Raw genomic sequence first — 24,423 nt, forward strand, 5'->3', positions numbered from 1 at the left:
CAGATAACATTCAAAAATATGGGGCAATACAATGTTTACGGTGATAGGAGAAAGAATCAATACCACTTTGGAAAAGGTAAAAGAAGCAGTAGAAAAAAGAGATGCCGACTACATCACCAATGATGTAAAAAAACAAACGGCGTGTGGTGCAACCTATATTGATGTAAACGCAGGTGCCAGGATCGGCTGCGAAGCAGACGACATGAAATGGCTCTTAGATGTCATACAGGGCGCCACAGATCTTCCCCTCTGCCTGGACAGTCCTGATCCAAAGATCCTGGAAATTGCCTATGGACGGATTGATCAAGCCCCCATGATCAATTCAATCAGTCTTGAAACGGATAGACTCAATGCCATGCTCCCCTTTCTGAAAGGGAAAGACTGCAAAGTCATTGCCCTGTGTATGGATGATTCAGGATTACCGAAACATTCGGATGACATTGTCAATTGTGCAAAAACCATTGTGGAAAAACTTGAACAGATCGGGATGAAACGGGAAGATATTTTTGTCGATCCATTAATTCAGCCGATCAGTGTTGACGCCAATAACGGGGCAATGGCGGTGGAAGCAGTCAAAACGATCATGCAGGACCTTAAAGGCGTTCACACAACAGGGGGGCTTTCCAATATCTCCTATGGCCTGCCCCAGAGGAAAATCATCAATCGCTGTTTTCTGTTGATGATGATGGCCGGCGGACTGGATTCTGCCATACTGGATCCAATGGATAACAAGATCATGGCCGTCTTAAAAACAGGAGAATTGATTGCAGGAAATGACAGTTTTTGTATGAATTTTTTAAAATCGGTCAGGGCCGGTGAGATAAGATCGTAAGGGGGTGAATCAATGACTTTCCCGGATACAAATCCACACATGCTGACGCAGTTGGACATTGAGGTAACATATCAAGACCTTCTGCAGCAGATGAAACCGTCCAGTTGCCAACCTGAAATAGTGACGATGGCAAAAGAGACCCTTGATAAAGTTAAAAACATATGGAAACCCGCAGCAGTCTATAACTGGTTTGAATTTCAACAGATGGATACGGATACGTTAGGGTGTATTTTTCAAAACACCGGCAGTTTGTGCCTGATAAATTTCGGGTATGCCATCAAGTTCCTGAAGCATGCCACCCACGCGCTTATTTCTGTATACACTGCAGGCCATGAACTGGCGCGGGAAGCCGTAAAGGCCTCTGCCAGGGGCGACTTGCTGGAGGCGTATTTTCTTGATATCATCGGCTTGATTGTCCTTGATAGAACAGGTCAGGCCGTTAAAGCCATTGCTGAAGATCAGGCCAGAGGGTCAGGATGGGGAGTCGGCCCTTTCCTGAGCCCGGGGTCGGTCCACGGATGGGACCTGGAAGAGCAGACAAGCCTCTGCTCACTCTTACCCCTTGAACGAATCAATGTGCAAATTCAGGACGGCATCTTATCCCCGTTTAAAACCGTTTCCTGTCTTATTGGCATGGGGCCTGGATATGAGTCTGATCAAGTTGGCAGCACCTGCCAGGTTTGCTCGAACAGGCATGACTGCCAGATAAAACAGGCCCAAACCTGTTGATAGATAATGGCCATTTGTGATGATCTTGTTTGATTTTCATGGGGAAAAAGATTATATACGGATCCATGCTCAATACAATAATAGAAAATAAACCCAAAATACACACACGGGATATAAGCCTTGCCACCTATCCCCATACAGATTCCCGGGTGATTGTTCACGGGGTATTAAAAGACCGGCGATACACAAGGATATTTGATGTAACAGGCGCAATGCTGGAACCGGGAATCATGCACCACATTGATGTAACGCTGCTGATAAAGCCTGATCCGCTCATGATCGAAGACGCCCAGGCCCGGATGATCCATGTCCCCATGACGGCCTGCAACACCACCCTGGATACCATTGAACAATTAAAAGGGCTTGAGATTAAATCGGGGTTTTCAAAAAATATCAGCTTGATCATGGGGGGCAGAAAAGGATGTACCCATCTTTGCAACCTGATCATTACCATGGGCCAGGAAATTGTCCAGGGCTGGCTGGTACACAAAAGAAAGGACAAATCACCTGTTCCAAAGGATCTTGACAGCTTGAAAGAAAAAAATTTTTTAATCGATTCCTGCCGGATGTGGACACAGCACGGCCCCAAAATGAAAAGCCTTGAAAAAGCCATAAAAGAACGGCAGTCACTTTAACAAGCACGGGAAGTGACTTTAGGGCTGCACACCGACATTTCTTGTGGCAATAATATGGCAGGGAACCCCTGCCGGATTTTCAATCAGACGATCACCAATGGTTACTGGTGCCTTAACCCTCTTGTGCTGAATGATATCCATTACCTCAAATATTTTACCCAATGGAATGGCGGTGTCTGTTCTGACACTGACAAGTTCAAAATCACCCTGTTCAACAACGATACTGGAAGCAATGGTCCGCATGGGATTGACAATTTCCTGTTCTACCCACGCAATGCCTTTGTCACAGGTGCATCCGCTCACCTCCAGGACTTTTAATGCAGGGGTTTCTTCAATCAGGGCCTCTACCTGGCAACCATTGGGACAGACGATACACACCAGTTCTTTTTTTAACATTGAACACTCACCTCAAGTTTTTCTGCGGTTTCAATATTCTTTGCCTTGACCTTCACCCGGATCATTTCAGCAGGGTGAAGCCTGACGATCTTTTTTCCGGCCACTTTCCGGCCCTTGTCTTTGATCATCACCACCCCATTGGCCATGGGCCGGGTGACTCTCAAGGATACGGTAAAATCGGTTTTCCCGCTGACCGTCTGGGGCAGAACATATCGAACATCCTGCTTTGCTTCAATGGGAATTGAGGCACTGTCACGCACGGTTTTTTGCGTTACATACCGAACCGCACTCTGACCCACCAGGGCTGCTTCTTCTGAAACATGGTCCACAAGGTCATGCACATGCAGCACATTGCCACAGGAAAAAATCCCCGGAACACTTGTCATGTAAGTATCATCCACGGTTGCACCGCTTGTTGTGGCCTCAAGATTCACGCCGGCACCGAGGGACAGCTCGTTTTCAGGGATCAAGCCCACAGACAGCAGCAGCGTGTCACAGGGAACAAATCGTTTTGTTGATTCAATCATTTGAAACGTTTCATCAACCGAGGCCACCGTCACCCCTGTGAGTCGGTCCGTTCCATGAAGTTCAAAAACAGAGGTGCTTAAAAACAAGGGAATGTCATAGTCGTTCAAACATTGCTGAACATTTCTGGCAAGGCCACTGGGCGTTGGTAACAGCTCAAAGACAGCCGCAACGGTTGCCCCTTCCAGGGTCATTCTTCTGGCCATAATCAATCCGATATCCCCTGATCCTAAAATAACGACGCGGTTTCCTATCTGTTTATTCTGGAGATTGATAAAGTTCTGGGCGGCTCCGGCCGTATAAACACCGGACGGCCGTGTTCCGGGCAAGGATATGGCACCGGCAGTTCTTTCTCTGCACCCCATTGACAATATCACTGCACCGGCCTGGATTTTGACAAATCCCTCTTTCGAACTGACACTGATCTGTCTATTGTTATCCAAAGACAACACAATGGTTTCAAGCATGACCTCAATGCCCAGTTTATGGAATTCATCAATATAGCGTTGGGCATATTCCGGACCGGTCAAGGCCTCCCTAAATGTATGGAGTCCGAATCCGTCATGAATACATTGATTGAGTATCCCGCCAAGGATTTTATCCCTTTCAATTAAAAGGATGTCTTTTAAGCCGTTTTTCCTGGCAGAGATGGCAGCCGCAAGACCTGCAGGGCCACCGCCAATGATGACCAGATCCCGTTTAATCACTTGCATCTTATACAACATCCTGACGCATTTTCCCTAGAAACAATTGGGAATCCTTGCTTTTGAGTAAAAAATCTTCAGGGTTATAACCAAATTCTTTTTCCAGGATCTGGACGATCCTGGGCAGACAGAATCCCCCCTGGCACCGACCCATCATGGCCCTTGAACGATATTTGATACCATTGATGGTCTGCACACCCAAAGGATTAGAAATGGCATCCAGCACTTCTTTTTTGGTGATCTGTTCACACCGGCAGACCACTTCTCCATAATCCGGATTCTGGGACACCAGATCCGCTTTTTGCTCGTCGGGTAATTGATGAAAATAACCGGCCATACCCGACCGGGTCCCCTCAAAGGTCTCTTTTCTTTTCAATGTCAGCAGCTTGGCAACCATATCCTTGACCATCAGCGCAATTGCCGGTGACGATGTCAGACCGGGACTTTCAATTCCAACCAGGTTCACAAAACCAGTGACATCCTCCCGGCTTTCGATGACAAAATCCTCAAACCCGCCCTTTCCCGGTGACGTCTGCTTGGCACGCAATCCTGAAAAACTCCGGATAAAATCAGCGGTTTTTAAATCCGGTAACAATTCATGTCCTTCTTTTCTCAACAAGGCCATAATACGGGCAGTACAGGCATAATCCTCGGGATCATCCTGGTATTCATTGCTGGGTCCGATCAGGATATTACCGGAAACCGTATTGGTCAAATGGATGCCCAACCCGGCTTTTCCCTTATGGGGTGCGGGATACACCAGAACTTTCAAACTGCCGTCCAGTCGTTTGTCCAGAATCAGATATTCCCCCCGACAGGGATAAATTTTATAGTCATTTATTCCCAGCATGGCACAGATATCTGCCGAATAAAGACCGGCAGAATTGATCAGTACCCGGGATTGAAACCGCTTGCCCGACGCAGTGACATCAAACCCGTCCCCCTGCTTGCTCAAGGCGGTTACCCTATGGCCCAGATAAAAATGACAACCGTTTGCGTAGGCGTTTTCCGCCAGGGCAATGGTCAAAGAATACGGGCAGATAATCCCGGTGGAGGGAGAATGAAGTGCTTTTATGCCACCGACATTGGGTTGAATTTTTCTCATGGCATCAGTGTCTAATATGGCAAGGTCTGGAACGCCGTTTGCCTGGCCCTGTTCCTTGAGTATATAAAGGCTTTTGACCTCTTCTTCATCCTGGGCCACTGTCAATTTTCCCAGATAATTCATCTTTACCTTTAAATCATTGCAAAGATCCGCCATCAAAGAATTTCCCAGCACATCCAACCGGGCCCTTAAGGTCCCCGGTTTATAGTGTATCCCGGAATGCAGCACCCCGCTGTTTCTTGAACTGGTCCCCATGGAAACATCCAGTTCTTTTTCAATGACAGCGACACGTATCGAGTATTTGGACAATTCCCTGGCAATGGCATTTCCCACAACACCTGCGCCAATGATTATCACATCATATTGATTTTCCATTGAATGCCATCTAACCCTTTTGCGAAGGCTGATAAACTTTGTTTACCAGCCTTTTTATATGATAACAAGCCTTAGCCTTCAATGCCGGCAAGACGTTTGGCCGCTCGCTTTTTGCTTTCAAGATCGCTTTCCCTGAGAATTGTAACCCGGTGGGCTTCGGGTGACCCCCCCCCGTGAATATCGGAAATGGTGTCGGCAGACTCCATTGCCATCTTTTCCACGAGCCGGAACATTCTGATTCTATTTTCCACAGGAATCCCTTCAACCGCTTGAAAATATCGCTTCAATACAGGACCGATTTCAGGATGATCAAAATCCCTGTCCGAAGGCATGTCCGCAACAAAGCCACCCACGATATCAATCATTAAGCGGATACATTCACTCAATTCTTTACCCTCATGAATCTTTGAAGCATTGGACAGGATAGTATCGATAAAATAAGCCCCGGAAGCCTCTTTCTTGCCTTCATAGGATGACGCAAGGCAGCATCCGTATAATGTTTCAGCCCGGTATATCATATCAATCACTTTTTGTTTATGATGGGCAACTTTGGATGTCCCGTTATAGTCCATCAATGTCAATGCGGCACCAATCATACAGTCGATTTTTCCGGCTTTGCATCCGCCATGGCTCTGCCTGTGGAAAGAAGAGAATCGAATCACCATCTGCACGGCAAATTCCGTTTCTCCATTCAGGAACACCCTGTGATTGGGGATGAACACTTTGTCAAATATCAATGTGGGACAATTTTTTGAGTATCGGATGTTTCCACAGTCCACGCCCTCAATCTCACGGCTATCCAGGCTTGAACGACCCACTACATGGATGAGGCCCGGGGTATCCGCTGGAATGGCAAAGGCAACGGCATAATCCTCATCTCCCTTTTTAAACGCTCTGGTAGGCAATACGATAATTTCATGGGATGAAAGTGATCCTGTCTGGTGAACCTTTGCACCACTGACAACAATTCCGTCAGGTCTTCGTTCAACGATTTTCAGATACATCTCATCATCTGCCTGCTGGGTCGGCCCCTTGGAACGATCCCCTTTCAAATCGGTCACACCGGCATTGGCGGTGAGGTCGTTTTTCTGCATATAGGTTAAAAATTCAAGAAAATTCTGATAATAGGGGGTCCCGTATTTCTGATCCACATCATAGGTGACAATTGACAGTGCTGAAAGACAGTCAAGGCCGGTACATCTCTGGTGGCATGTGCCCACATGGTTGGCAATGGCTCTGTTCAATTTGACCCTGTGGACAAGATCATCAATTGATCCGGGCGGGAGTGTGAAACGGTTGACCGGCTCATCAATCAAGGGACTCGTGGTGACGGCCAGATCACGATATTCATCCATTTCAGCCACTTCGTATGTCGCACCGGTTGCTTCGATACCGGCCCGGAGTCTTGGATTGTCAACAACATTGTTAATTCTCTCGCCCCCCATATAAACAACCGGATTCAATTTTCTCAATGATTCAATATACTCATCCTTTGTCATCAGTCCCATAATAATTTCCTTTCTTTAAAAATTAACAAACAAATTTCATCCAATATGGAATTAAGTGATCTTGATAGAATATTTAATATCAAGCAGGGAGGTTTAGTTGAGTAATAAAGATAAAGAAATTAAATTTATTACAAATTCATTCCATCTTTAATTTAAAATAAAATAAACATCACAGCCAAAATGAATGTAATGTCTTTCTAAATAATACTTAAATTTCACAAACCCACTATTGTACACTATCCATACGCAAATTTTCCCATGAATCAAACAAAAATCGCTGAAAACGATATTTGTTTTTTTGATGCATATTTTTATAACTATAAACAAAAATCTTATTTTTTTTACTTTTAGTCCATATAATTTTGGGTATTTTTAAAATATATATGGCCATCTTGTCAAGCACTTTTATAAGCGATTGATATAACGACAAAAACAATCCCATCACAAGCATACCTTATAATTTTTTATTGACATAACAACTTATTTTTTTTAGGATTTCTGCCTTGAATATTCAAAAAACCTATAAAAAAAATTCATAAATTTGAATTTAACAGGAATTTATTATGAGATTACACGAATATGAAGGCGCAGCTATTTTTGAAAAATTCGGTATCCCCGTTCCAAGGAGAGGGGTTGTAAGAACCGTGGAAGGCGCTTTAAGGATTGCAGATGAAATTGGTTTTCCGGTTGTCCTTAAATCACAGGTTCTTGTTGGCGGACGCGGATTGGCCGGGGGAATCAAGACGGCAGAATCATCTGATGAGCTCGAAAAAAGCGCAGATGACCTGTTGAATATGGAAATAAAAGGACTGCCGGTCAAAGAACTGATGATCAGTGAACGCGTAAAAATTGCAAAAGAACTTTACATGGGGATCACCATTGATGGGTATTCCGGAAAACCAGTGGCTGTTGTCAGCACTGAGGGGGGGGTTCTTATTGAAGAAACGGCAAAACACTCGCCCGAGAAAATCGCCTCTGTAAAAATCGATCCCAAACTAGGATTTTACCCTTACCAGGCGCAAAAACTGCTGCGACAGCTGGGCCTGGCACCGAAACCATTAACCGCCTGTTCCGATATTCTGGTGCGCCTGTATAAAGTATTTGAAAAGTATGAAGCAATCATTGTCGAAATAAACCCCCTGGTCATTCTGGAAAACGGCGGTCTCATGGCCGTTGATGCCGTTCTTGAAATTGATGATTCAGCCCTGTTCAGACTCAAGAAATCCCTTTCACTGCCCACGGATAATCGGCTGGGAAATTCACTTGAAAACAAGGGAAAAGAAATCGGGGTAACCTATGTTGATCTTGACGGCGATATTGGATTAATTTCTTCCGGGGCAGGCCTGGGTATGGCATCAATGGATATCATTGGAAACAAATTAAACCCGGCAAACTTCCTTGAAACAGGCGGGGGTATCACGGCCGATCTGCTCTACAAATGCATGGAATTGATATTGATGAAAGATCTAAAGGCCATCTTCATCAATATATATGGTGGCATCAATCCAATCCATGAAGGGGCCAAAGGGATTGTCAAATACATCAAAGATCATCATTTGACCCTGCCCATTGTTGCAAAGGCCCTGGGGAATCACCAGGAAGAAACATGGGAAATTTTAAGATCCGGTGGTGTTCACGTCGTGACCCAGGCGGCGACTGAAACAGCCGTTGACAAGCTGATTGATCTGTTAAAATAGTATCAACTGCCTGTTCTCAACAAATAATTTAAAAAAGACCGTTAAACATAGAGGTAACAATGAGTATTCTTCTTAATGATGATACCCGCGTGATTGTACAGGGGATAACTGGAAAAATTGGCAGCGTTCAAACCAAATGGATGCTGGAATACGGAACAAAAATTGTCGGTGGCGTGACCCCGGGCAAAGGTGGGCAGACGGTTGAAGGCCTGCCTGTTTTCAATTATGTGGATGATGCGGTGAAAGAGACCGGGGCAAACGCATCGGTCTTCTTTGTTCCCGCCATATTTGTTCTGGATGCTTTTTTAGAAACCGTTGATGCCGGCATTGACTTGATTGTTATTGTACCCGAACATATCCCGGTACACGATGCCATGAAAATGCGGGATTATGCCAAAGATAAAGGAACTCTCGCGTTAGGTCCCACAACACCGGGCATCCTGTCTCCTGGAAAAGGAAAAATGGGCATTATGCCGGCGTCCCTGTTTGCACCGGGTCGGGTGGGGGTCATTTCAAGATCCGGCACCCTGTCCTATGAATTTGCCGGTATCCTTTCTGAAAAAAACATCGGGCAAAGCACGGTTGTGGGCATGGGAGCGGATCCAGTGGTACTCTGCAACCTGCCGGAAATTCTGGAAATGTTTGAAAATGATGCAGATACGGATGCGGTGATCATTGTGGGTGAAGTGGGCGGAGAACAGGAAGAAAAAGCTGCTGATTTTATTGCCCATAACATGAAAAAGCCCATTGCATCTTATATTGCCGGTCGATTTTCCCCCCAGGGCAAAAAAATGGGGCATGCCGGTGCCATTGTCCGGGGATCAGCCGGCACCTATGACGGTAAAATTGAGGCGTTTAAAAAAGCCGGCGTCACCGTCCTTGAATCCCCTGTTCATGTGAATGCCTGGGCGGAAAAGCATCACTTAAGATAAACGATTCAGCCATTTTTGTCTCTTGAAAAAGCGGTATGATCGTTTTCAGGGAGACCATAAATACGCTTCAAGATCAATGGTATGATTTTTTGAAAAAACAATGCCTTCTGATTGAAGAAGTGCCTTTTGAAGTTCATATCCCTGGTCCGGTCTCAGGGATATTTTTCCCTTTGAATTGACCACACGGTGCCAGGGCAGATCATATTTTCTGGACATTGAATGCAGAAACCGTGAAATCTGCCGGGCACCGCCGGGGTTTCCTGCAAGGGCAGCTATCCAGCCATAGGTCATTACCTTGCCTTTTGGGATATGTTGAATAATATGAACTGCTTTTTGTGCGAAGGGAGTCATCATGAGCCTCAATATTGACATCTGTTATTTTTTCAACTCTCGTATGGTTGCTTTAAGAACCCCTATCTTTGAAAACAAGGTTACATTGTTTAACCATTTTTAAATGGTTTTTTCAAATCTTCAGCCGGTGCTTATACCCATAGGGAATGTTCAATTTGTCCATCCGTTTCCGGTTTGACTTCCCTGATTTTTACCCCGCCATGGGTCATTCGCCGGTCCAGGGAGGTTTCAATCTGTCTTTCAACCAAGTCTTTCAGAACATTCGTGGTTTTATAGGTATCTAAAAGCCACATCGGATCTCTCGGAAGATATCTGTGGCGTTTTAAAGGGGCATCCGGAGCAATAATCATGGCCCGCTCAATAAGATTTTGTAATTCTCTTACATTGCCGGGCCAGGAATAGGTTTTCAGTCTTTCCATGGCATTTTCAGATAATCGAGGGGTTTTGGAAAAATTCATTAAGATAGATATAATCGCTTTTTTTTGCAAGGAAAAGCAGGTGAAGAGATTTCATTTTTTCCAATTATTTAATTTTACATTTTTTTTAAATTTGGTACAATACTTGCTTTTAAGAAAACCGTCAAAACAAGTCAGCAATTTACTTCACGTTCAAAAGGAGACTTTTACATGGTAACAACTCTTGCAATGATCATTTTGGCAGGGCTTATTTTGCAAGCCCTCATTGGCATGGCATTTTTTATTTCATCAATCTTTGAACGGGAAAAAAGAGCCACCATCCTTGGTGGCATACAATTATCCGGGATGATTTTTCTGGCGCTGGGATTTCTTTATCTATATCTCAATGGTCTTTTTAATTCAGGCCCCGGGGGAATCAGCCTCTTTTTGTTGTTCTGCCTGGGGTTGGGTGGTGTGATCTTTTTTTTCAGAAGCACCCGCCCCAATGAAAAAGCATTAAAAGGCGCAAAAGGCTATGTTGTCGGTGAGGCAGGCCGCTTTGATGAAAGAGACCATGTTTTCGCAAGGAATCGGTCGCTTCTCCCGGGTTCTGAACAATATGCGGCCTATTACCGTGACCATCCGGAATGGGAAGACATGGATGCAAAAAGGAGAGAAAAAGGGGGCCCCACGGGTCGTCCCGGGTCTATTGACAGTCCAAATGCTGATGCCAATGTGGCAGGAACATTGGCATCGGCATCCTTATCCCACTATCTTTCTGAACCGGATAAATATTCACCTGAGCCGCATATAGCATTAAGAGAAAAAGTGACCCGTAAAAAAGTTGAAATGGGTCTGGACGAGGCAACGACCAGAATTAAGGGGTATGCAAAGGCATTGGGTGCCTCTTTGGTGGGCGTAACAAAAATAAACCCGTTATGGGTGTATTCACATCGGGGAGAAATATTTAACAATAACTGGGAAGACTGGGGGAAAACGATTCATGTGCACCATGGGTATGCCATTGTCTGTGTTGAAGAGATGAATAAAAACATGGTGGGAAGTGCCCCCCATACACCGACCTGTCTTGAAAGTATGATAAATTATGCAAAAGGATCCTACATTACAACACAGCTGGCCGGATATATCGCCAATATGGGGTACTCAGCCACAGCAAATCATTTCCGGCACTATGATACGATATTGCCGCCTTTGGCAGCAGATGCCGGATTAGGAGAGGTTGGAAGGCTGGGCTATCTCATCACAAAAAAATATGGTCCCCGGGTCAGGCTGAGCATTGTGACAACCGATCTTGAATTGACAGAAGATAAACCAGTGGATATCGGTGTTGAAGATTTTTGCAAAATATGCAAAAAATGTGCTGTTTGCTGCCCGTCAAAATCTATCCCCCATGAAGAGATGACGGTTGAAAGGGGATTGCTTCGGTGGAAACTGGATGCCCAATCCTGTTTTGAGTACTGGGGAAAAATAGGAACAGACTGCAATGTCTGTATGAATGTCTGCCCCTGGAGCCATGCGGATACCATTCCCCATCAAATTATTAAAACCTTGATCACGAGAAATCAATATGCCAGAAAACTTTTTAATCTTATGGATGATATTTTTTATGGTAAGAAACCCAAGCCCAAGTCCCCGGAAAAATGGGCTCAGTTTGGCACATGGAAATAAATACACCATTTAAAAGGACATTTTTTTTAGACTGTTCATCATGCTCAGGAAATAAAGGATCACTATGAAAACAACTCGAATCAGTGTTACGGGAAAAAAAGTACAGACAATTGAGGCAGACCTGCTGGTTTACTGCCTGGCTCAACCCCTCAAAAAAAACAGCAAAACAGCCCCGCCATGTGATGCCCTAATACGGCAGCAGGTTAAAACAGCCTTTGATCTTGGGGATTTCTCGGGTAAGGATGGTGAAACGCTTATGTATTACCCAGCCTTAAAGGAAGAAACCGCTGTCAAGGCCAACAGAATCATGGTGATGGGTATGGGTAAGATCAATCAGGAAACGGATGCCTCAGCGGTGTTTGAAACCTTGAGGGAATTAGGGGGCCGTCTTGCAGGTACCTGTAAAAAAGTGAATGCAAAAACCATCACCATCTGTCTGCCTGATATCACGATGATCAGCCCCGGTAAAACAAGCCAATGTCTTGTTGAGGGGCTTCTTCTGGGAGATTACCGGTTTGAAAAATATAAAGCCGCCACCCGGAAAAAGACAGATTATACGGGCCTCAAACTCATTCGTTTCTCTGGTTTGAACCCGGTTAAATCTGTAAGGGCCGGAGTAAAAAAGGGTCAGATTGCCGCCCATGCGGCATGCGAGGCAAGAAATATGGCAAATGAGCCGGGCAACGGCTGGACATCAAAAGAATTTGCCGCTTATGCCAAAGACCTGGCATCAGAATATGGCTTAAAATTTACCTGTCTGGAAAAAAAGGATATGGAAAACCTGGGAATGGGAGGGATCCTTGCCGTCAACCAGGGCTCAGCTATTCCACCGAGAATGATTATCCTTGAATATACACCTGAAAAAAAATCCAGCACCCTTCTTCTGGTTGGAAAAGGAATCACTTTTGATTCCGGCGGTATCAGCTTAAAGCCTTCTGCCGGCATGGAAGAAATGAAATATGACATGTGCGGCGGTGCGGCTGTTCTATCTGCCATGAGGGCTGTGGGAGAAGAAAAACCAGACATCGGCGTTGTTGCGATAATCCCTGCCACCGATAATATGTCCGGCAGCTCAGCCGTCCGGCCGGGTGACATTATCCGGCATTTTAACGGGGTGACATCAGAAATTGTAAACACGGACGCTGAAGGGCGAATGATCCTGGCCGATGCGCTCGCGTATGGGATCAAGATCTTTAAACCCGACGGCGTTGTGGATATTGCAACCCTGACCGGAGCGGTTATCATTGGTTTAGGCCATCACCATGCCGGCATGGTCAGCAACAATGATCCATTATCTGACCTGCTGATCTCCGCTGGAAAAACTGCCGGAGAACCCCTATGGCGACTGCCGTTAAACAAGGCGTATAAAAAACAGATTGAATCAAAGGTCGCCGACATTAAAAATATCGGGGGTAAATCCGGGGGGAGCATTACAGCGGCAGCTTACCTGGCCGAATTTGTGGGCAAAACACCTTGGGCACACCTGGACATTGCCGGAACAGCCTGGAATTTTACTGAAAAAGCCTATATCCCCAAAGGCCCGTCCGGATTTGGTGTCAGGACGTTTATCCATTTGATACACGCCTGGAAAGGACAGAAGTTTAACCGGTAATGGCCCGTATTTTCACCTAGGGCAGATGACAAATTGTTTTTTGCATACTTTTTTGTCCAACCCCTGGTATCTTTTTTAAAAAAAGGGTATGACACATTTTTTAACCTGAGATATAATCAAAAATTCATCAATTGGGTTTGAATTGAGAAAGGAGAGGACAATGAAAAAAGTTGGCATTGTAGGTTGGCGGGGAATGGTGGGCTCTGTGCTCATGGAAAGAATGATCGAGGAAAATGATTTCAAACGATTTACGCCTCTTTTTTTCACTACCTCCCAGGCGGGTTTAAACGCCCCGGATGTGGGGTTTGATTCACCCCCACTGGTTGATGCATATGATATAGATCGCCTGCTGGATATGGATATTATCCTGTCCTGCCAGGGCGGGGCATATACGGAAGCTGTACGGCCCAGGCTTGCCGAAAAAAACTGGGCTGGGTACTGGATTGATGCCGCATCCACCTTGAGGATGGATGAAAAAAGCATTATTGTCCTGGATCCGGTAAACCGCAAAGTCATTGACGATGCCCTCTCCGATGGCATTAAAAATTATATCGGGGGAAATTGTACTGTATCCCTCATGCTCATGGCCCTGGGGGGCTTGTTTGAAAACAATTTAATAGAATGGCTGACATCCATGACATACCAGGCGGCGTCCGGTGCCGGGGCTAAAAACATGGAAGAACTCGTCACCCAGATGAAGACCATTGGCAACCTGGCATCCCCTGTGCTTGAAAACCCGGCCTCCGCTATCCTGGAACTGGATAAAAATGTTATCACCACCATGAGATCCCCTGCCCTGCCCGTTAAAAACTGGGCCGTTCCATTGGCAGCAAGCCTGATTCCCTGGATTGACCGGGCAATGGACAATGGCCAGACAAGGGAAGAATGGAAGGGGTTTGTGGAAACCAATAAAATCATGGGTCGTTCAGACAATCCCATTCCCATTGACGGGCAATGTGTCCGAATAGGGTCCATGAGATGCCACAGTCAGGCGTTTACCATCAAACTGACAAAAGATGTGCCGCTAAACGATATTGAAGCCATGCTGGCCGAAAATAATGACTGGGTTAAAGTGGTTCCCAATGTGAAAGAAGACACCATCAAAAACCTGACCCCGGCAGCTGTCACCGGCACATTGACGGTGCCTGTGGGTCGTATCAGAAAGATGACCCTTGGGGACGATTTTCTGACGGCTTTTTCAGTGGGGGATCAACTCCTCTGGGGAGCGGCTGAACCGCTTCGCCGAATGTTGAATATCATTCTTTAGCAGGTCTTACTTTAGGGCGTATTTCTTTTCAAGGAATGCCACTGATCTTGACAGGGAAAATGTCAGGATAAAATAAAGAAAGGTGATGGTGATCCAGATTTCAAAGGTGAGAAAGGTGGCAGCCATCAATTCCATTCCCTGAAAGGTCAGTTCCTGGACTGAAATAACCGATACAATGGCTGAATCTTTTATGGTGGAGATGAATTGCCCGGCAAGGGGAAATGCCACCTTTCTGAACGTCTGGGGGAGAATCACCAGCAAAAATGTCTTTTGCCTGGACAGGCCGATGGACCAGGCAGCCTCCCATTGACCCCCGGGGATGGATGTGATGCCGCCCCGGACAATCTCTGATACATAGGCACCCTCATAAATGCCAAGGGCAATGATGGCGGAAAGAAAGGAATTGATGTGAGCCGGCCCTGCAAACAGGAAGCCTGTAATCTGTCGAAGGGTATCGGAGCCCTCTCTTAACCATCTATCCAGATAGAGCGCATCCAGAAACTGGCTGGACACAAAGTAATAAAACAGGATGACCAGCACAAGGGAAGGGATATTCCGGATGGTTTCCACATAGGCCCTGCTGATAAATCGTTGTTCAAACGATCCCTTTGCTCCCATGACACCGGACAGGGTGCCCAGCAAAAACCCCAGGACCGTTGACCAGAAACTGAGTTTAACGGTTGTAATAAACCCCTTGACAAAAATATTGGCTGTTAATTTTCCAGTGACAGGATCCCAAAAAAAGAAATATGAGAGCATGGTATCCCATTTCCAATGATAGTCAAGGACATGGCTCATCCGGAAAAAAAACAAAGATATGACAGTCATCAATAAAAGAATGGCTGCCACATCAATGAAGGTAAATTTTAAGGGCTGTTTATTGAACAAGCGCTTCCCATTTTTTGGATTCAAACCAGTATGCTTTTTTCTCTTTTAAAAATCCCTGGGCATGCATGTTCAAAATCCAGTTATTAAAATAATTAAGGGCATCATGATCTCCTTTTTTAAGGGCAAATCCAATGGGTTCCTTTGTAAAATTTTCCTTGATGGGAACAAATAATTTATCCGGATATTTTAGGGCATGGAATGCCGGCATGGGAGCAGAAGAAACCACTGCATGAACCCGGCCCAGATTCAGCTCCTGAAGGGCCTGACTCTCGTTTTCAAACAACTTAAACGTTGCATTGGGCATATATTTTCTGGCTGCCTGTTCGGCAGTTGTCCCCATCCGTACCGCAATGCTGACATCCTTTCGGTTAAAATCAGCAACGGACGAAAACCCTTTAGCCATGGTTTTATGGGCCACCATGGACATCCCGGAATAGTCATAGGGATCCGTAAAATTCACTTTTAAATTCCGTTGGGGGGTGATCCCCATCCCGCCAATGATCACATCAAATTTGCCGGTTAAAAGTGCCGGGATAATGCCGGACCATGCCGTGGGAATAAACTCAATTTTAACGCCCATATCCTGGGCCAGTTTTTTTGCCACATCTATTTCAAATCCCACAAGCTTGCCCTGTTTGTCTTTCATGGCCCAGGGGACAAAGGTGGACATCCCCACCCGGATAACCCCCTGTTTCTGAATTTTTTCGATAATACTCTCCTGGGCAAACGAGACACTTCCCATGAAAAACAATATCATCGCACTTAAGCATAAAATTTTTTTCATTCGTTTCTCCTTTTTAAAAATTAATAATCAACGCTTTACGGATTGATAAATTTAAGCCTGTTTTCAAAATGCCTGATAATAAACGAAAGAGTGGCCGTAATGGCCAGATAACATAATGCCACAGTAAACCAGATTTCAAAAGTTAAAAATGTTTCCGACACAATTCTCTGGCCCTGCATGGTCAGATCATAGATGGAAATCGTACTGACCAGGGCAGAATCTTTTATCAAGGAGACACTTTGACCGGCCAGCATGGGAAGGGTTTGTCGGAGCATCTGAGGGATAATAATCTTGATATAAATGGCCGGAACAGACAGTCCGATACTTTGGGCCGCTTCATATTGTCCCCTGGGGATGCTGACAATCCCTGAACGAATAATCTCTGAAGAATAGGCCCCTTCAAACAGACTCAAGGCAATGACGGCAGACGTGAACGCCGGGATATTGAAGACCGGTGAAATTACAAAATAGAGCAAAAATATCTGGATCAGCAACGGGGTATTTCTGATGGTCTCAACATAGATCCATGATATGGATTTGAGCACTGGCGAGGAAGATAAGCGTGCAAAGGCAGACAAAAAACCAATAATAAAAGAAAAAATAAGACCGAGAAAAGAAATTTTAAGGGTAACCCAAAGACCGTCAAGCAGCAGACCTCTTGTAAATTCACCATTTTCAATGACAAACAGAAAAGGTTTGACCCTGTACCACTGCCAGTTATATTCAAGATTTCGATATCCGATAATGAATACAACTAAAATAAAAATGATAAATAAAAAGGGTTTGACACCCTTTTTCACCTGATTCATCGATTAACCTTTGCCGTTTAATAAAGACAAAACATAGCATAAAACAAAAAAACCTGCCACCTCAATATACCGCAAAGTGACAGGTTTTTTCTTGTTACACCGCTTCTTTAACTCTGATTGGCCAACTTTTTGGAGGCATAAGAGGGGGCAGACGCATAACCAGCGCCCGGACCACCGGAAACCCCCAGGGATCCATGGTTGATGGTTGTAAAATCGGGATATGCATTGCCACCATGTTCTGTGGAATCAAGACCTTCCATCTCTTCTTCCTTAGAGACCCTCAACCCCATGGTTGCTTCAATCACCTTGAAAAGAATAAATGCCATTGTAAATGTCCAGGCAAAACAGGCGACAATTCCAGTTAACTGAACCGCCACTATCTTAAGGGTCATTCCACCCATGTTGAAAAGACCGGCAGCAAGGGTTCCCCAGGCACCACAGACACCGTGAACGGAAATCGCGCCCACAGGATCATCAATTCTGATTTTATCAAAAAACACAACAGAGAACACAACAATCATACCGGCGATGGCACCGATGACGATTGAACTGGTGGGTGTCACATTGGCACACCCGGCAGTAATCCCCACAAGTCCAGCCAGGGCACCATTCAAACTCATACCAACCTCGGGTTTTCCAAACATGATCCATGAAACCACCATGGCCATGATGCAACCGGCTGCTGCAGACAGGTTTGTATTGACAAAAATCATGGCAATATCCTTGGATGCTGCGGTTGTTGACCCGGGATTAAACCCGAACCATCCCAGCCAGAGAATGAAAACCCCTATGGCTGCCAGAGGAATATTGTGCCCCAGTATGGGTTTGACCCTTCCTTCTTTTGTATACTTTCCCAGACGGGGACCTAACACGATGGCACCGGCAAGCGCTGCCCATCCACCCACTGAATGAACAACCGTGGAACCGGCAAAATCGATAAATCCAAGCCCTTCAAGCCATCCGCTGCCATTAAACAGACTCCCCCATGCCCAGCCGCCAAAAATCGGATAGATCAACCCGGAAATAACGGCAGAGTATATCAAATATCCAGTGAACTTTGTTCTTTCTGCCATGGCGCCGGATACAATGGTAGCAGCTGTGGCCGCAAAAACGACCTGAAACATCCAGAATGCCAATACCCAGGGATCTCCTCCAACCTTAAAATCACTCAGAAAAAACCCGGAGGTGCCTAAGAAACCGGTTTTTGAAACACCAAACATAAGGCCGAATCCAATGGCCCAATAGGCAATGGTCCCCATGGAAAAATCCATCAGGTTTTTCATCATGATATTCACTGCGTTTTTAGCCCGGGTAAATCCGGCCTCAACCATGGCAAACCCTGCCTGCATAAAAAACACAAGGGCAGCCGCAACAAGGGTCCAGACATAGTCTGCATGGGATTGAACCAATGCGATGGCATCTGCATTAGAAGTGATGGTGGGGGCATCATCGCCGGCCCAGACAACAGACAGTGAACAAATCAAATATGCAACGATTAAACCAACTTTTTTCATTTTATCTTTCTCCTTTTTATCTATAATGCAGAAATACCGGTTTCATGGGTTCTGATGCGAATCACATCTTCAATGGGTATGATAAAAATCTTCCCGTCTCCAATCTTTCCTGTTTTTGCAGCGCCGATGATGACGTCAACCACTTGATCCACCTGCTCATCTGCCACGACAATTTTCATTTCAACTTTGGGAACAAAATCAGTCTGATATTCCGCACCCCTGTAGATTTCTTTATGGCCTTTCTGTCTACCAAATCCCTTGACCTCAGAAATGGTCATTCCATTTATATTCATGCCGGTTAACGCATCCTTTACCTCATCAACCTTGAACGGTTTAATGATTGCCAGTACTTTTTTCATTTAACTCTCCTTTTTATATAAAAATCAAAAACACATTTGCTTTTTAAAATGCAAAACTGATGCCATCAGCGATATTTGTTCTAAATTTTTAGTTAACTACTTAAATTAAAAGGAAATTTTATTCTTATGGATGATTGAACAGCATGACATTTAATAACATTTTTGTTTATTTATTAAATACTAAAATGTTATTAATTTATTTGAACTATCTATTTACTCATGCATTTTTGTTAAAGGGTAGGGTTTTTAGATGCGGATCAGCTTTCGTTTAATCCCTTTGTCATCAGAATCTGGGTAAGGGTTTTACCGTCTGCATACCCATTGACAAATCGGTTGCGGATAAAGGGAAAAGACAATGCCTTTAGTGACACCCGGGGAAACCGGTAAAACCATTTTGAACTCAGGTCATACGCCTTTAAATCCGTCTGGATGGGTTTTAATTTTTCCAGGTAAAGGTCCCTGGCTGACACGGCAGCGTGTTCTGATTCTAAAATGGACTGGGCCGCCTGCTGACCACTTTTTACGGCAAAAAAAATTCCTTCCCCCAGCAGCCGTTCAGCCAAGCCGGCTGCATCTCCTGCAAGGAGAATCCTTTTTGAATCCGGTCGATACTTAAATCCCCCCGTACAGATGGGATACCCTTTAATCGCCTCAAGCCGGCTGGTCAAAAGCCTTGATTCCGCAAAATCAATGAGTCGCTGGACCTGGGGCCTGGCATTGGCAGCAAGCGAATAAATCCCGATATTCACATGATCATCTTTTGGAAAGAGCCAATAATAACAATTACGTAACCTTGAAAAATCAAACTCCATTTGATACATATCGGGCCTACCAACCCTCACATCCGCTTCAATGGCCAATTGCTTTTCATAAAATCGGACAGTTGAAACACACCGCCTGACAACACTGTTGGCCCCATCCGCACCGATAAGGTACGATGCCCTGAAGCACCCTGAATCCGTATATATATCCACGGAAAAAGGCGTTTCGCCAATGGATTGAATTTTTTTTATTACTCTGAAATCTGCACCAATAGAAATGACCTTTTTCAAAGAAAAAAAATCCAGCTCTTCCCGCCTGGTCATATAACAAAGCGTCCTGTCATCCGTTACAAAGAAAGGCTTTTTATTGAGCGGTTTGATTTTTATGATACGGCATTTTCTTTTTACGATCGGGGAAATATCATACCGGAACAGGTGATATCCTTTCGGCGTAATCCCGCCGGCACAGGCTTTTTTCCGGGGAAATTCATACTTATCCAGGATCAGCACCTTTCGCCCCTGTATTAAAAGATCAAAAGCAGCCGCAGTTCCGGCAGGCCCTGCCCCTATGATCGCAACATCAAACATGACCGTTTCTTATCAGGTCTATCCCCCAAAAACAAGCCGCCCTGAACACATATAGACCCGACGAATCACAGATGGGGGATAAACCGCCACCTTTAAAGTATAATCAAATTTTGGAACTGAACGATGTGTTCGGGAGGCAATTGACTTTTTAAGTGTATCTTTATATGGTGTTATCCGGGTTGATTGCATCATGGAAAGGACGATGATATCCCCATTAAGCATCTGAGTTTTCCTCTTCAACCTGAAAAACACGACATGCAGAATGCACGTTTCATTAACCGTTAGAACAGGAAAATATGGAAATGACTTCATATGGCTTAAGCTTCCGCTTTATGCGTGCCGGCGTTTTAGCGCAGTTGGGTCAATGGCAGCGGATGGCACTGCTGCTCAGTATGATGATATTTTTTTTTCAATTGCCCTGTACAGCGGAACAACCCATAAAAATCGGTGTCAGTCTCGGGCTTACCGGTCGGTTTGACGTCATATCAGGGGCGTTGAACCGGGGGTTTAAATTATGGGAACAAAATGTCAATAATACCGGCGGCATATTGGGGCGGCCGGTACAGGTAATCGTCAAGGACGACAGGAGTGACCCCGATCATGCCGTCTCCCTGTATCGAGAATTTATAGAAATGGAACAGGTCGACTTTCTGTTTGCCCCGTATTCCAGCCTGATTACAGAAGCTGTTCTCCCCATTGTGGAAAAAAACGATATGCCCCTTCTGATTGCCGGAGCAGCGGCCGATAGACTTTGGGAAAACGGGTACCGCAATGCCATTGGCGTCTATACCCCGGCCAGTAAATTTGCTGTGGGATTTTTGGAACTGCTTGTGTTAAACGATTTGGATAAAATTACCGTGGTATATTCCGATGATCCGTTTTCAGTTGATCTGGCCAAAAGTATTAAAAAATGGGCCCGGCGTTTCGGCTTGAACATCGTCGATTTTCAGAGTTTTAAAAAGGGGACCCTGAATCTGGAACCTTTGGCGTTAATCACCAGACAAAACAAGTCACAAGTCCTGATGGTGTGCGGGCATATGGATGAAGCCATTCACATGTCCAACGCTTTAAAGAAAATTGACTGGCGGCCGAAAGCATTTTACGCCTCAGTCGGCCCGGCTCTGCAGGGTTTTTACGACCAATGCGGGCCTGAGGTTGAGGCTGTTTTTGGAACATCGCTCTGGGAACCCAGAGCCAACTATCCCGGTGCGCAAGAATTCAATCAGCAGTTCACTGAAACATATGGCACTCCACCGGGATATCATGCCGGTCTGGCCTATGCAGCGGGCCAGGTCCTGAAAAAAGCCGTGGATGAAGTGGGAAGTATTGATAAAGGTAAAGTGCGCCGGGCATTGTTTGATTTAGATACCATGACCATCATTGGACGATTTGGTATTGACAAAACCGGGAAACAATTGCGGCAGCACACGTTCATCATACAATGGCAGAATGGACACAAAGAACTGGTCTGGCCCGATCAAATAAAAACGGCCGAGCCGAAATTTTAACCCCCATGCTGACACATCGTTTTTTTAAAAGTTTGCCCATTCAAATGGGTATCCCCGTGGTAACGGCCATTTGCCTTATCGGTGCAGGAATGTATTTTTTTGTTCTGCGGTCTGTTTCTGACTTTGCTGATGAACAGATCAAAAAATCATTGGCCAATATCGCCAGTGAAGTGTATGACATCTGCGATAAAAATTTTACAGAGTTGATGCAAACCGGTAAAATGAACGACCGAAAAGCCAAGATCATTAAAAAAGCTTTAACCTTAGGGGCTATTGAAGAATATACGCAACGAAACAACATCAGTTACGTCCTCACCGATTCTAAAAAAGGGAACTTGCTGCTGCACCAGATCAAACCGAGTTTAAAAACTTTTATTGTCAAACACCATTCAACGGGAATCTCTGCAACGATTCAATTTGAGGGTAAAAAATATTATTTTCAACATTTTAATTTTAAACCCTGGGAGTGGCATATCGGCCTTGTGAAGGATACCAGGGATTATGCCCCTCTGATAGGACGGGTAAAGCTTGTCTACACGATTACGGGGTTCCTGCTGTTATTGGGTCTTATACTGATTCTGTTGTTACAAGAGCGATTTCTTCGCAGACCGTTGAACCAGATTATCCATGCCCTGCGAATGGGGAACCAACCGGAATATAAAGGTATTTTTGAACTTGAATTTTTAAGCGACAACATTTCATCAATGATGCATTCACTTGAGGAAAAAAACAAATGGGTAAAAGATCTGTATCTCATTGCCGTTACGAACCGGGGTGAAGATTTTTTCAATCGGGTGGCCGATGCATTAGCTGAGGCGTTGGACCTGAATGCCTTGATTTTAAGGTATCAAAAGACAGAAAACGCGTTCTATTCGGCTGCTTTTTCACGAAACTGTCAAAACGGTGATACCGTTTATGACCCATCTATGGGTTTGCCCAATTATCAGATCGTTGCAGAAAAAAAACCAATTGTACTCTCGTCCGGTTCCCATGTGCGATTCCCTGCAGCACAATGCTTATCTGAAATTACAGCGGAAAGCTATGCTGGCGTACCGATTTTGGATCGAGAAGGAACAATAACCGGCACGATACACGTCTTTGGCAAAGAAAGAAAATTTGTCGAATGGGATATAAATCTGATCAAAACCGTCGGTCAAATCGTGGCGGTGGAATTTGAATATCTATCAAAAGAAAGAGACAAAGCAGCGCTTGAAATTCAACTCCAGCACGCCCATAAAATGGAAGCCATCGGATCTCTGGCCGGGGGAATTGCCCATGATTTTAACAATATTCTTTCAGGTATCTTCGGGTATGCCCAGTTAGGTGAAATGCATATTGATGACCATCAAAGAATAAAAAAGTACCTGGGTCAAATTGTTAAAGGTGCCAAGAGAGCATCCGCCCTGGTTCAACAAATACTTACTTTCAGCCGGCAGGCTGAACACGAAAAAATCCCCACCATGGTTTCTGTTATATTAAAGGAAGCACTCAAATTACTCCGCTCTTCAATTCCTTCATCCATAGAAATTGAAAATGAGATATTTTCCAATGCCACGATCATGGCAGACCCAACCCAGATTCATCAGGTGATAATGAATCTGTGTACAAATGCATATCAGGCCATGGGCAATGAGCGAGGGGTTTTGACCGTGGGATTGTATGACACAAATGCTTCTGATCAAAAAATGATGTCTGATCTCAACCGGCTGCCTGGGAAATATCTTAAACTCGAAATAAGGGACACAGGATATGGCATGGAAAAAAAAACAATGAACCGGATCTTTGATCCGTATTTTACGACAAAAAAAATCGGGAAGGGTACGGGTTTAGGATTATCAACCGTTGATGGCATTATTAAAAACCACAACGGCTTTATAACCGTGCAGAGTAAAGTTGGTGAGGGATCCGTATTCCACGTATTTTTACCGGCCATTGAAGGGGATGAGGTTTCAGAAGATCCAGAGGAAAATGAGACAGCACTGGTCACGGGCACAGAAAAAATAATGCTGGTAGATGATGAGCCGGCTATTCTCCAGACGCTGCAAGATATTTTGACCCGACACGGATATGACGTCTTAACGTTTACTTCAGCAGAATCTGCTCTCCTCGAATTCATAGAACATCCCCATGAGGTAGATCTGATTATAACCGACATGACAATGCCCCAGATGACAGGGGATACATTCTCCCGGGAAATTTTAAAAATCAGGGATGATATGCCCATTATTATTTGCACGGGTTACCATGAGATTTTTACTGAAACTGAAGCCATGAAGATAGGGATTAAAAAGTTTATTCAAAAACCGATTATGGGAACAGACCTTTCTAAAATTATCCGGGAGCTGCTGGATACTCCCTAAAACCAATCTTTTTTTATACCCCATGACCCGACCAGGCGGCTTGAACAACTTAACCCGGTGTAATGTCATTATTTTATGGAAGGATCCGTTCCTGAATCAT

The 24,423-nt window shown here is 44.8% G+C and carries 22 protein-coding genes; 10 read left to right on the forward strand and 12 right to left on the reverse strand.

Features of this window, described 5'->3' with window-relative positions:
* The first annotated feature begins 31 nt into the window (after positions 1-31).
* Genes Q1Q15_RS16940 through Q1Q15_RS16950 form a run of 3 tightly spaced genes read left to right on the forward strand, consistent with a single transcriptional unit; the run spans position 32 to position 2,196 of the window.
* Positions 32-832, forward strand: coding sequence for a dihydropteroate synthase (locus Q1Q15_RS16940; RefSeq protein ID WP_300462535.1), 801 nt, complete (start codon positions 32-34; stop codon positions 830-832).
* A 12-nt stretch (positions 833-844) separates the two neighbouring features.
* Positions 845-1,561 (forward strand): hypothetical protein, encoded by a 717-nt coding sequence (locus Q1Q15_RS16945; RefSeq protein ID WP_300462537.1) that lies wholly within the window; start codon positions 845-847, stop codon positions 1,559-1,561.
* 38 nt (positions 1,562-1,599) lie between these two features.
* Positions 1,600-2,196, forward strand: coding sequence for a DUF2889 domain-containing protein (locus Q1Q15_RS16950; RefSeq protein ID WP_300462539.1), 597 nt, complete (start codon positions 1,600-1,602; stop codon positions 2,194-2,196).
* Between the two features lie 18 nt (positions 2,197-2,214).
* Here the strand turns inward: Q1Q15_RS16950 and Q1Q15_RS16955 are convergent, their stop codons facing one another.
* From Q1Q15_RS16955 to Q1Q15_RS16970, 4 genes are all read right to left on the reverse strand, one after another.
* On the reverse strand, positions 2,215-2,592 hold the full coding sequence (locus tag Q1Q15_RS16955; protein ID WP_300462542.1) for a DUF1667 domain-containing protein: 378 nt from the start codon (positions 2,590-2,592) through the stop codon (positions 2,215-2,217).
* On the reverse strand, positions 2,586-3,830 hold the full coding sequence (locus tag Q1Q15_RS16960; RefSeq protein ID WP_300462544.1) for an FAD-dependent oxidoreductase: 1,245 nt from the start codon (positions 3,828-3,830) through the stop codon (positions 2,586-2,588). The genes Q1Q15_RS16955 and Q1Q15_RS16960 overlap by 7 nt, the downstream gene beginning before the upstream one ends.
* Position 3,831: 1 nt before the next feature.
* The gene (locus Q1Q15_RS16965; protein WP_300462547.1) at positions 3,832-5,301 is read right to left on the reverse strand and encodes an NAD(P)/FAD-dependent oxidoreductase; all 1,470 of its coding nucleotides are present in this window, start codon (positions 5,299-5,301) and stop codon (positions 3,832-3,834) included.
* A gap of 71 nt (positions 5,302-5,372) precedes the next feature.
* Complete coding sequence (locus Q1Q15_RS16970; protein ID WP_300462550.1) at positions 5,373-6,809, reverse strand: 4-hydroxyphenylacetate 3-hydroxylase N-terminal domain-containing protein; 1,437 nt, start codon at positions 6,807-6,809, stop codon at positions 5,373-5,375.
* A 563-nt stretch (positions 6,810-7,372) separates the two neighbouring features.
* Here Q1Q15_RS16970 and Q1Q15_RS16975 point away from each other — a divergent pair.
* Both Q1Q15_RS16975 and sucD read left to right on the forward strand, forming a co-directional pair.
* Complete coding sequence (locus Q1Q15_RS16975; RefSeq protein WP_300462552.1) at positions 7,373-8,506, forward strand: ATP-grasp domain-containing protein; 1,134 nt, start codon at positions 7,373-7,375, stop codon at positions 8,504-8,506.
* Between the two features lie 59 nt (positions 8,507-8,565).
* Positions 8,566-9,438 (forward strand): succinate--CoA ligase subunit alpha, encoded by an 873-nt coding sequence (gene sucD, locus Q1Q15_RS16980; protein ID WP_300462555.1) that lies wholly within the window; start codon positions 8,566-8,568, stop codon positions 9,436-9,438.
* Between the two features lie 45 nt (positions 9,439-9,483).
* On the opposite strand, the gene Q1Q15_RS16985 is transcribed toward sucD, so the two are convergent.
* Both Q1Q15_RS16985 and Q1Q15_RS16990 read right to left on the reverse strand, forming a co-directional pair.
* Positions 9,484-9,792: an MGMT family protein gene (locus Q1Q15_RS16985; RefSeq protein WP_300462558.1), complete on the reverse strand. Its 309-nt coding sequence runs from the start codon at positions 9,790-9,792 to the stop codon at positions 9,484-9,486.
* Between the two features lie 128 nt (positions 9,793-9,920).
* Positions 9,921-10,247: a hypothetical protein gene (locus tag Q1Q15_RS16990; protein ID WP_300462560.1), complete on the reverse strand. Its 327-nt coding sequence runs from the start codon at positions 10,245-10,247 to the stop codon at positions 9,921-9,923.
* A 168-nt stretch (positions 10,248-10,415) separates the two neighbouring features.
* On the opposite strand from Q1Q15_RS16990, the gene Q1Q15_RS16995 reads away from it, so the two are divergent.
* From Q1Q15_RS16995 to asd, 3 genes are all read left to right on the forward strand, one after another.
* Positions 10,416-11,873, forward strand: a complete 1,458-nt coding sequence (locus Q1Q15_RS16995) for a reductive dehalogenase domain-containing protein (RefSeq protein ID WP_300462563.1) — start codon at positions 10,416-10,418, stop codon at positions 11,871-11,873.
* A 64-nt stretch (positions 11,874-11,937) separates the two neighbouring features.
* Positions 11,938-13,485: a leucyl aminopeptidase gene (locus Q1Q15_RS17000; RefSeq protein ID WP_300462566.1), complete on the forward strand. Its 1,548-nt coding sequence runs from the start codon at positions 11,938-11,940 to the stop codon at positions 13,483-13,485.
* A gap of 160 nt (positions 13,486-13,645) precedes the next feature.
* Positions 13,646-14,752 carry an aspartate-semialdehyde dehydrogenase gene (gene asd / locus Q1Q15_RS17005; protein ID WP_300462567.1) on the forward strand — a complete coding sequence of 369 codons (1,107 nt, stop codon included), beginning with the start codon at positions 13,646-13,648 and terminating at the stop codon, positions 14,750-14,752.
* A 6-nt stretch (positions 14,753-14,758) separates the two neighbouring features.
* On the opposite strand, the gene Q1Q15_RS17010 is transcribed toward asd, so the two are convergent.
* From Q1Q15_RS17010 to Q1Q15_RS17035, 6 genes are all read right to left on the reverse strand, one after another.
* The gene (locus Q1Q15_RS17010; protein WP_300462569.1) at positions 14,759-15,664 is read right to left on the reverse strand and encodes an amino acid ABC transporter permease; all 906 of its coding nucleotides are present in this window, start codon (positions 15,662-15,664) and stop codon (positions 14,759-14,761) included.
* Positions 15,630-16,424, reverse strand: coding sequence for a transporter substrate-binding domain-containing protein (locus Q1Q15_RS17015; RefSeq protein WP_300462572.1), 795 nt, complete (start codon positions 16,422-16,424; stop codon positions 15,630-15,632). The genes Q1Q15_RS17010 and Q1Q15_RS17015 overlap by 35 nt, the downstream gene beginning before the upstream one ends.
* Positions 16,425-16,459: 35 nt before the next feature.
* Complete coding sequence (locus Q1Q15_RS17020; RefSeq protein WP_300462574.1) at positions 16,460-17,233, reverse strand: amino acid ABC transporter permease; 774 nt, start codon at positions 17,231-17,233, stop codon at positions 16,460-16,462.
* Between the two features lie 107 nt (positions 17,234-17,340).
* The gene (locus tag Q1Q15_RS17025) at positions 17,341-18,747 is read right to left on the reverse strand and encodes an ammonium transporter (RefSeq protein ID WP_300462576.1); all 1,407 of its coding nucleotides are present in this window, start codon (positions 18,745-18,747) and stop codon (positions 17,341-17,343) included.
* Between the two features lie 20 nt (positions 18,748-18,767).
* Positions 18,768-19,106, reverse strand: a complete 339-nt coding sequence (locus Q1Q15_RS17030) for a P-II family nitrogen regulator (RefSeq protein ID WP_300462579.1) — start codon at positions 19,104-19,106, stop codon at positions 18,768-18,770.
* Positions 19,107-19,363: 257 nt separating this feature from the next.
* Complete coding sequence (locus Q1Q15_RS17035; protein WP_300462582.1) at positions 19,364-20,455, reverse strand: geranylgeranyl reductase family protein; 1,092 nt, start codon at positions 20,453-20,455, stop codon at positions 19,364-19,366.
* A gap of 302 nt (positions 20,456-20,757) precedes the next feature.
* Here Q1Q15_RS17035 and Q1Q15_RS17040 point away from each other — a divergent pair, with 302 nt between their 5' ends.
* The gene (locus Q1Q15_RS17040) at positions 20,758-21,963 is read left to right on the forward strand and encodes an amino acid ABC transporter substrate-binding protein (RefSeq protein WP_300462584.1); all 1,206 of its coding nucleotides are present in this window, start codon (positions 20,758-20,760) and stop codon (positions 21,961-21,963) included.
* A gap of 56 nt (positions 21,964-22,019) precedes the next feature.
* Positions 22,020-24,323, forward strand: coding sequence for a response regulator (locus Q1Q15_RS17045; protein WP_300462587.1), 2,304 nt, complete (start codon positions 22,020-22,022; stop codon positions 24,321-24,323).
* Positions 24,324-24,423: the final 100 nt, after the last annotated feature.

Source organism: Desulfobacula sp., from assembly GCF_030145145.1.
Taxonomy (GTDB): Bacteria; Desulfobacterota; Desulfobacteria; order Desulfobacterales; family Desulfobacteraceae; genus Desulfobacula.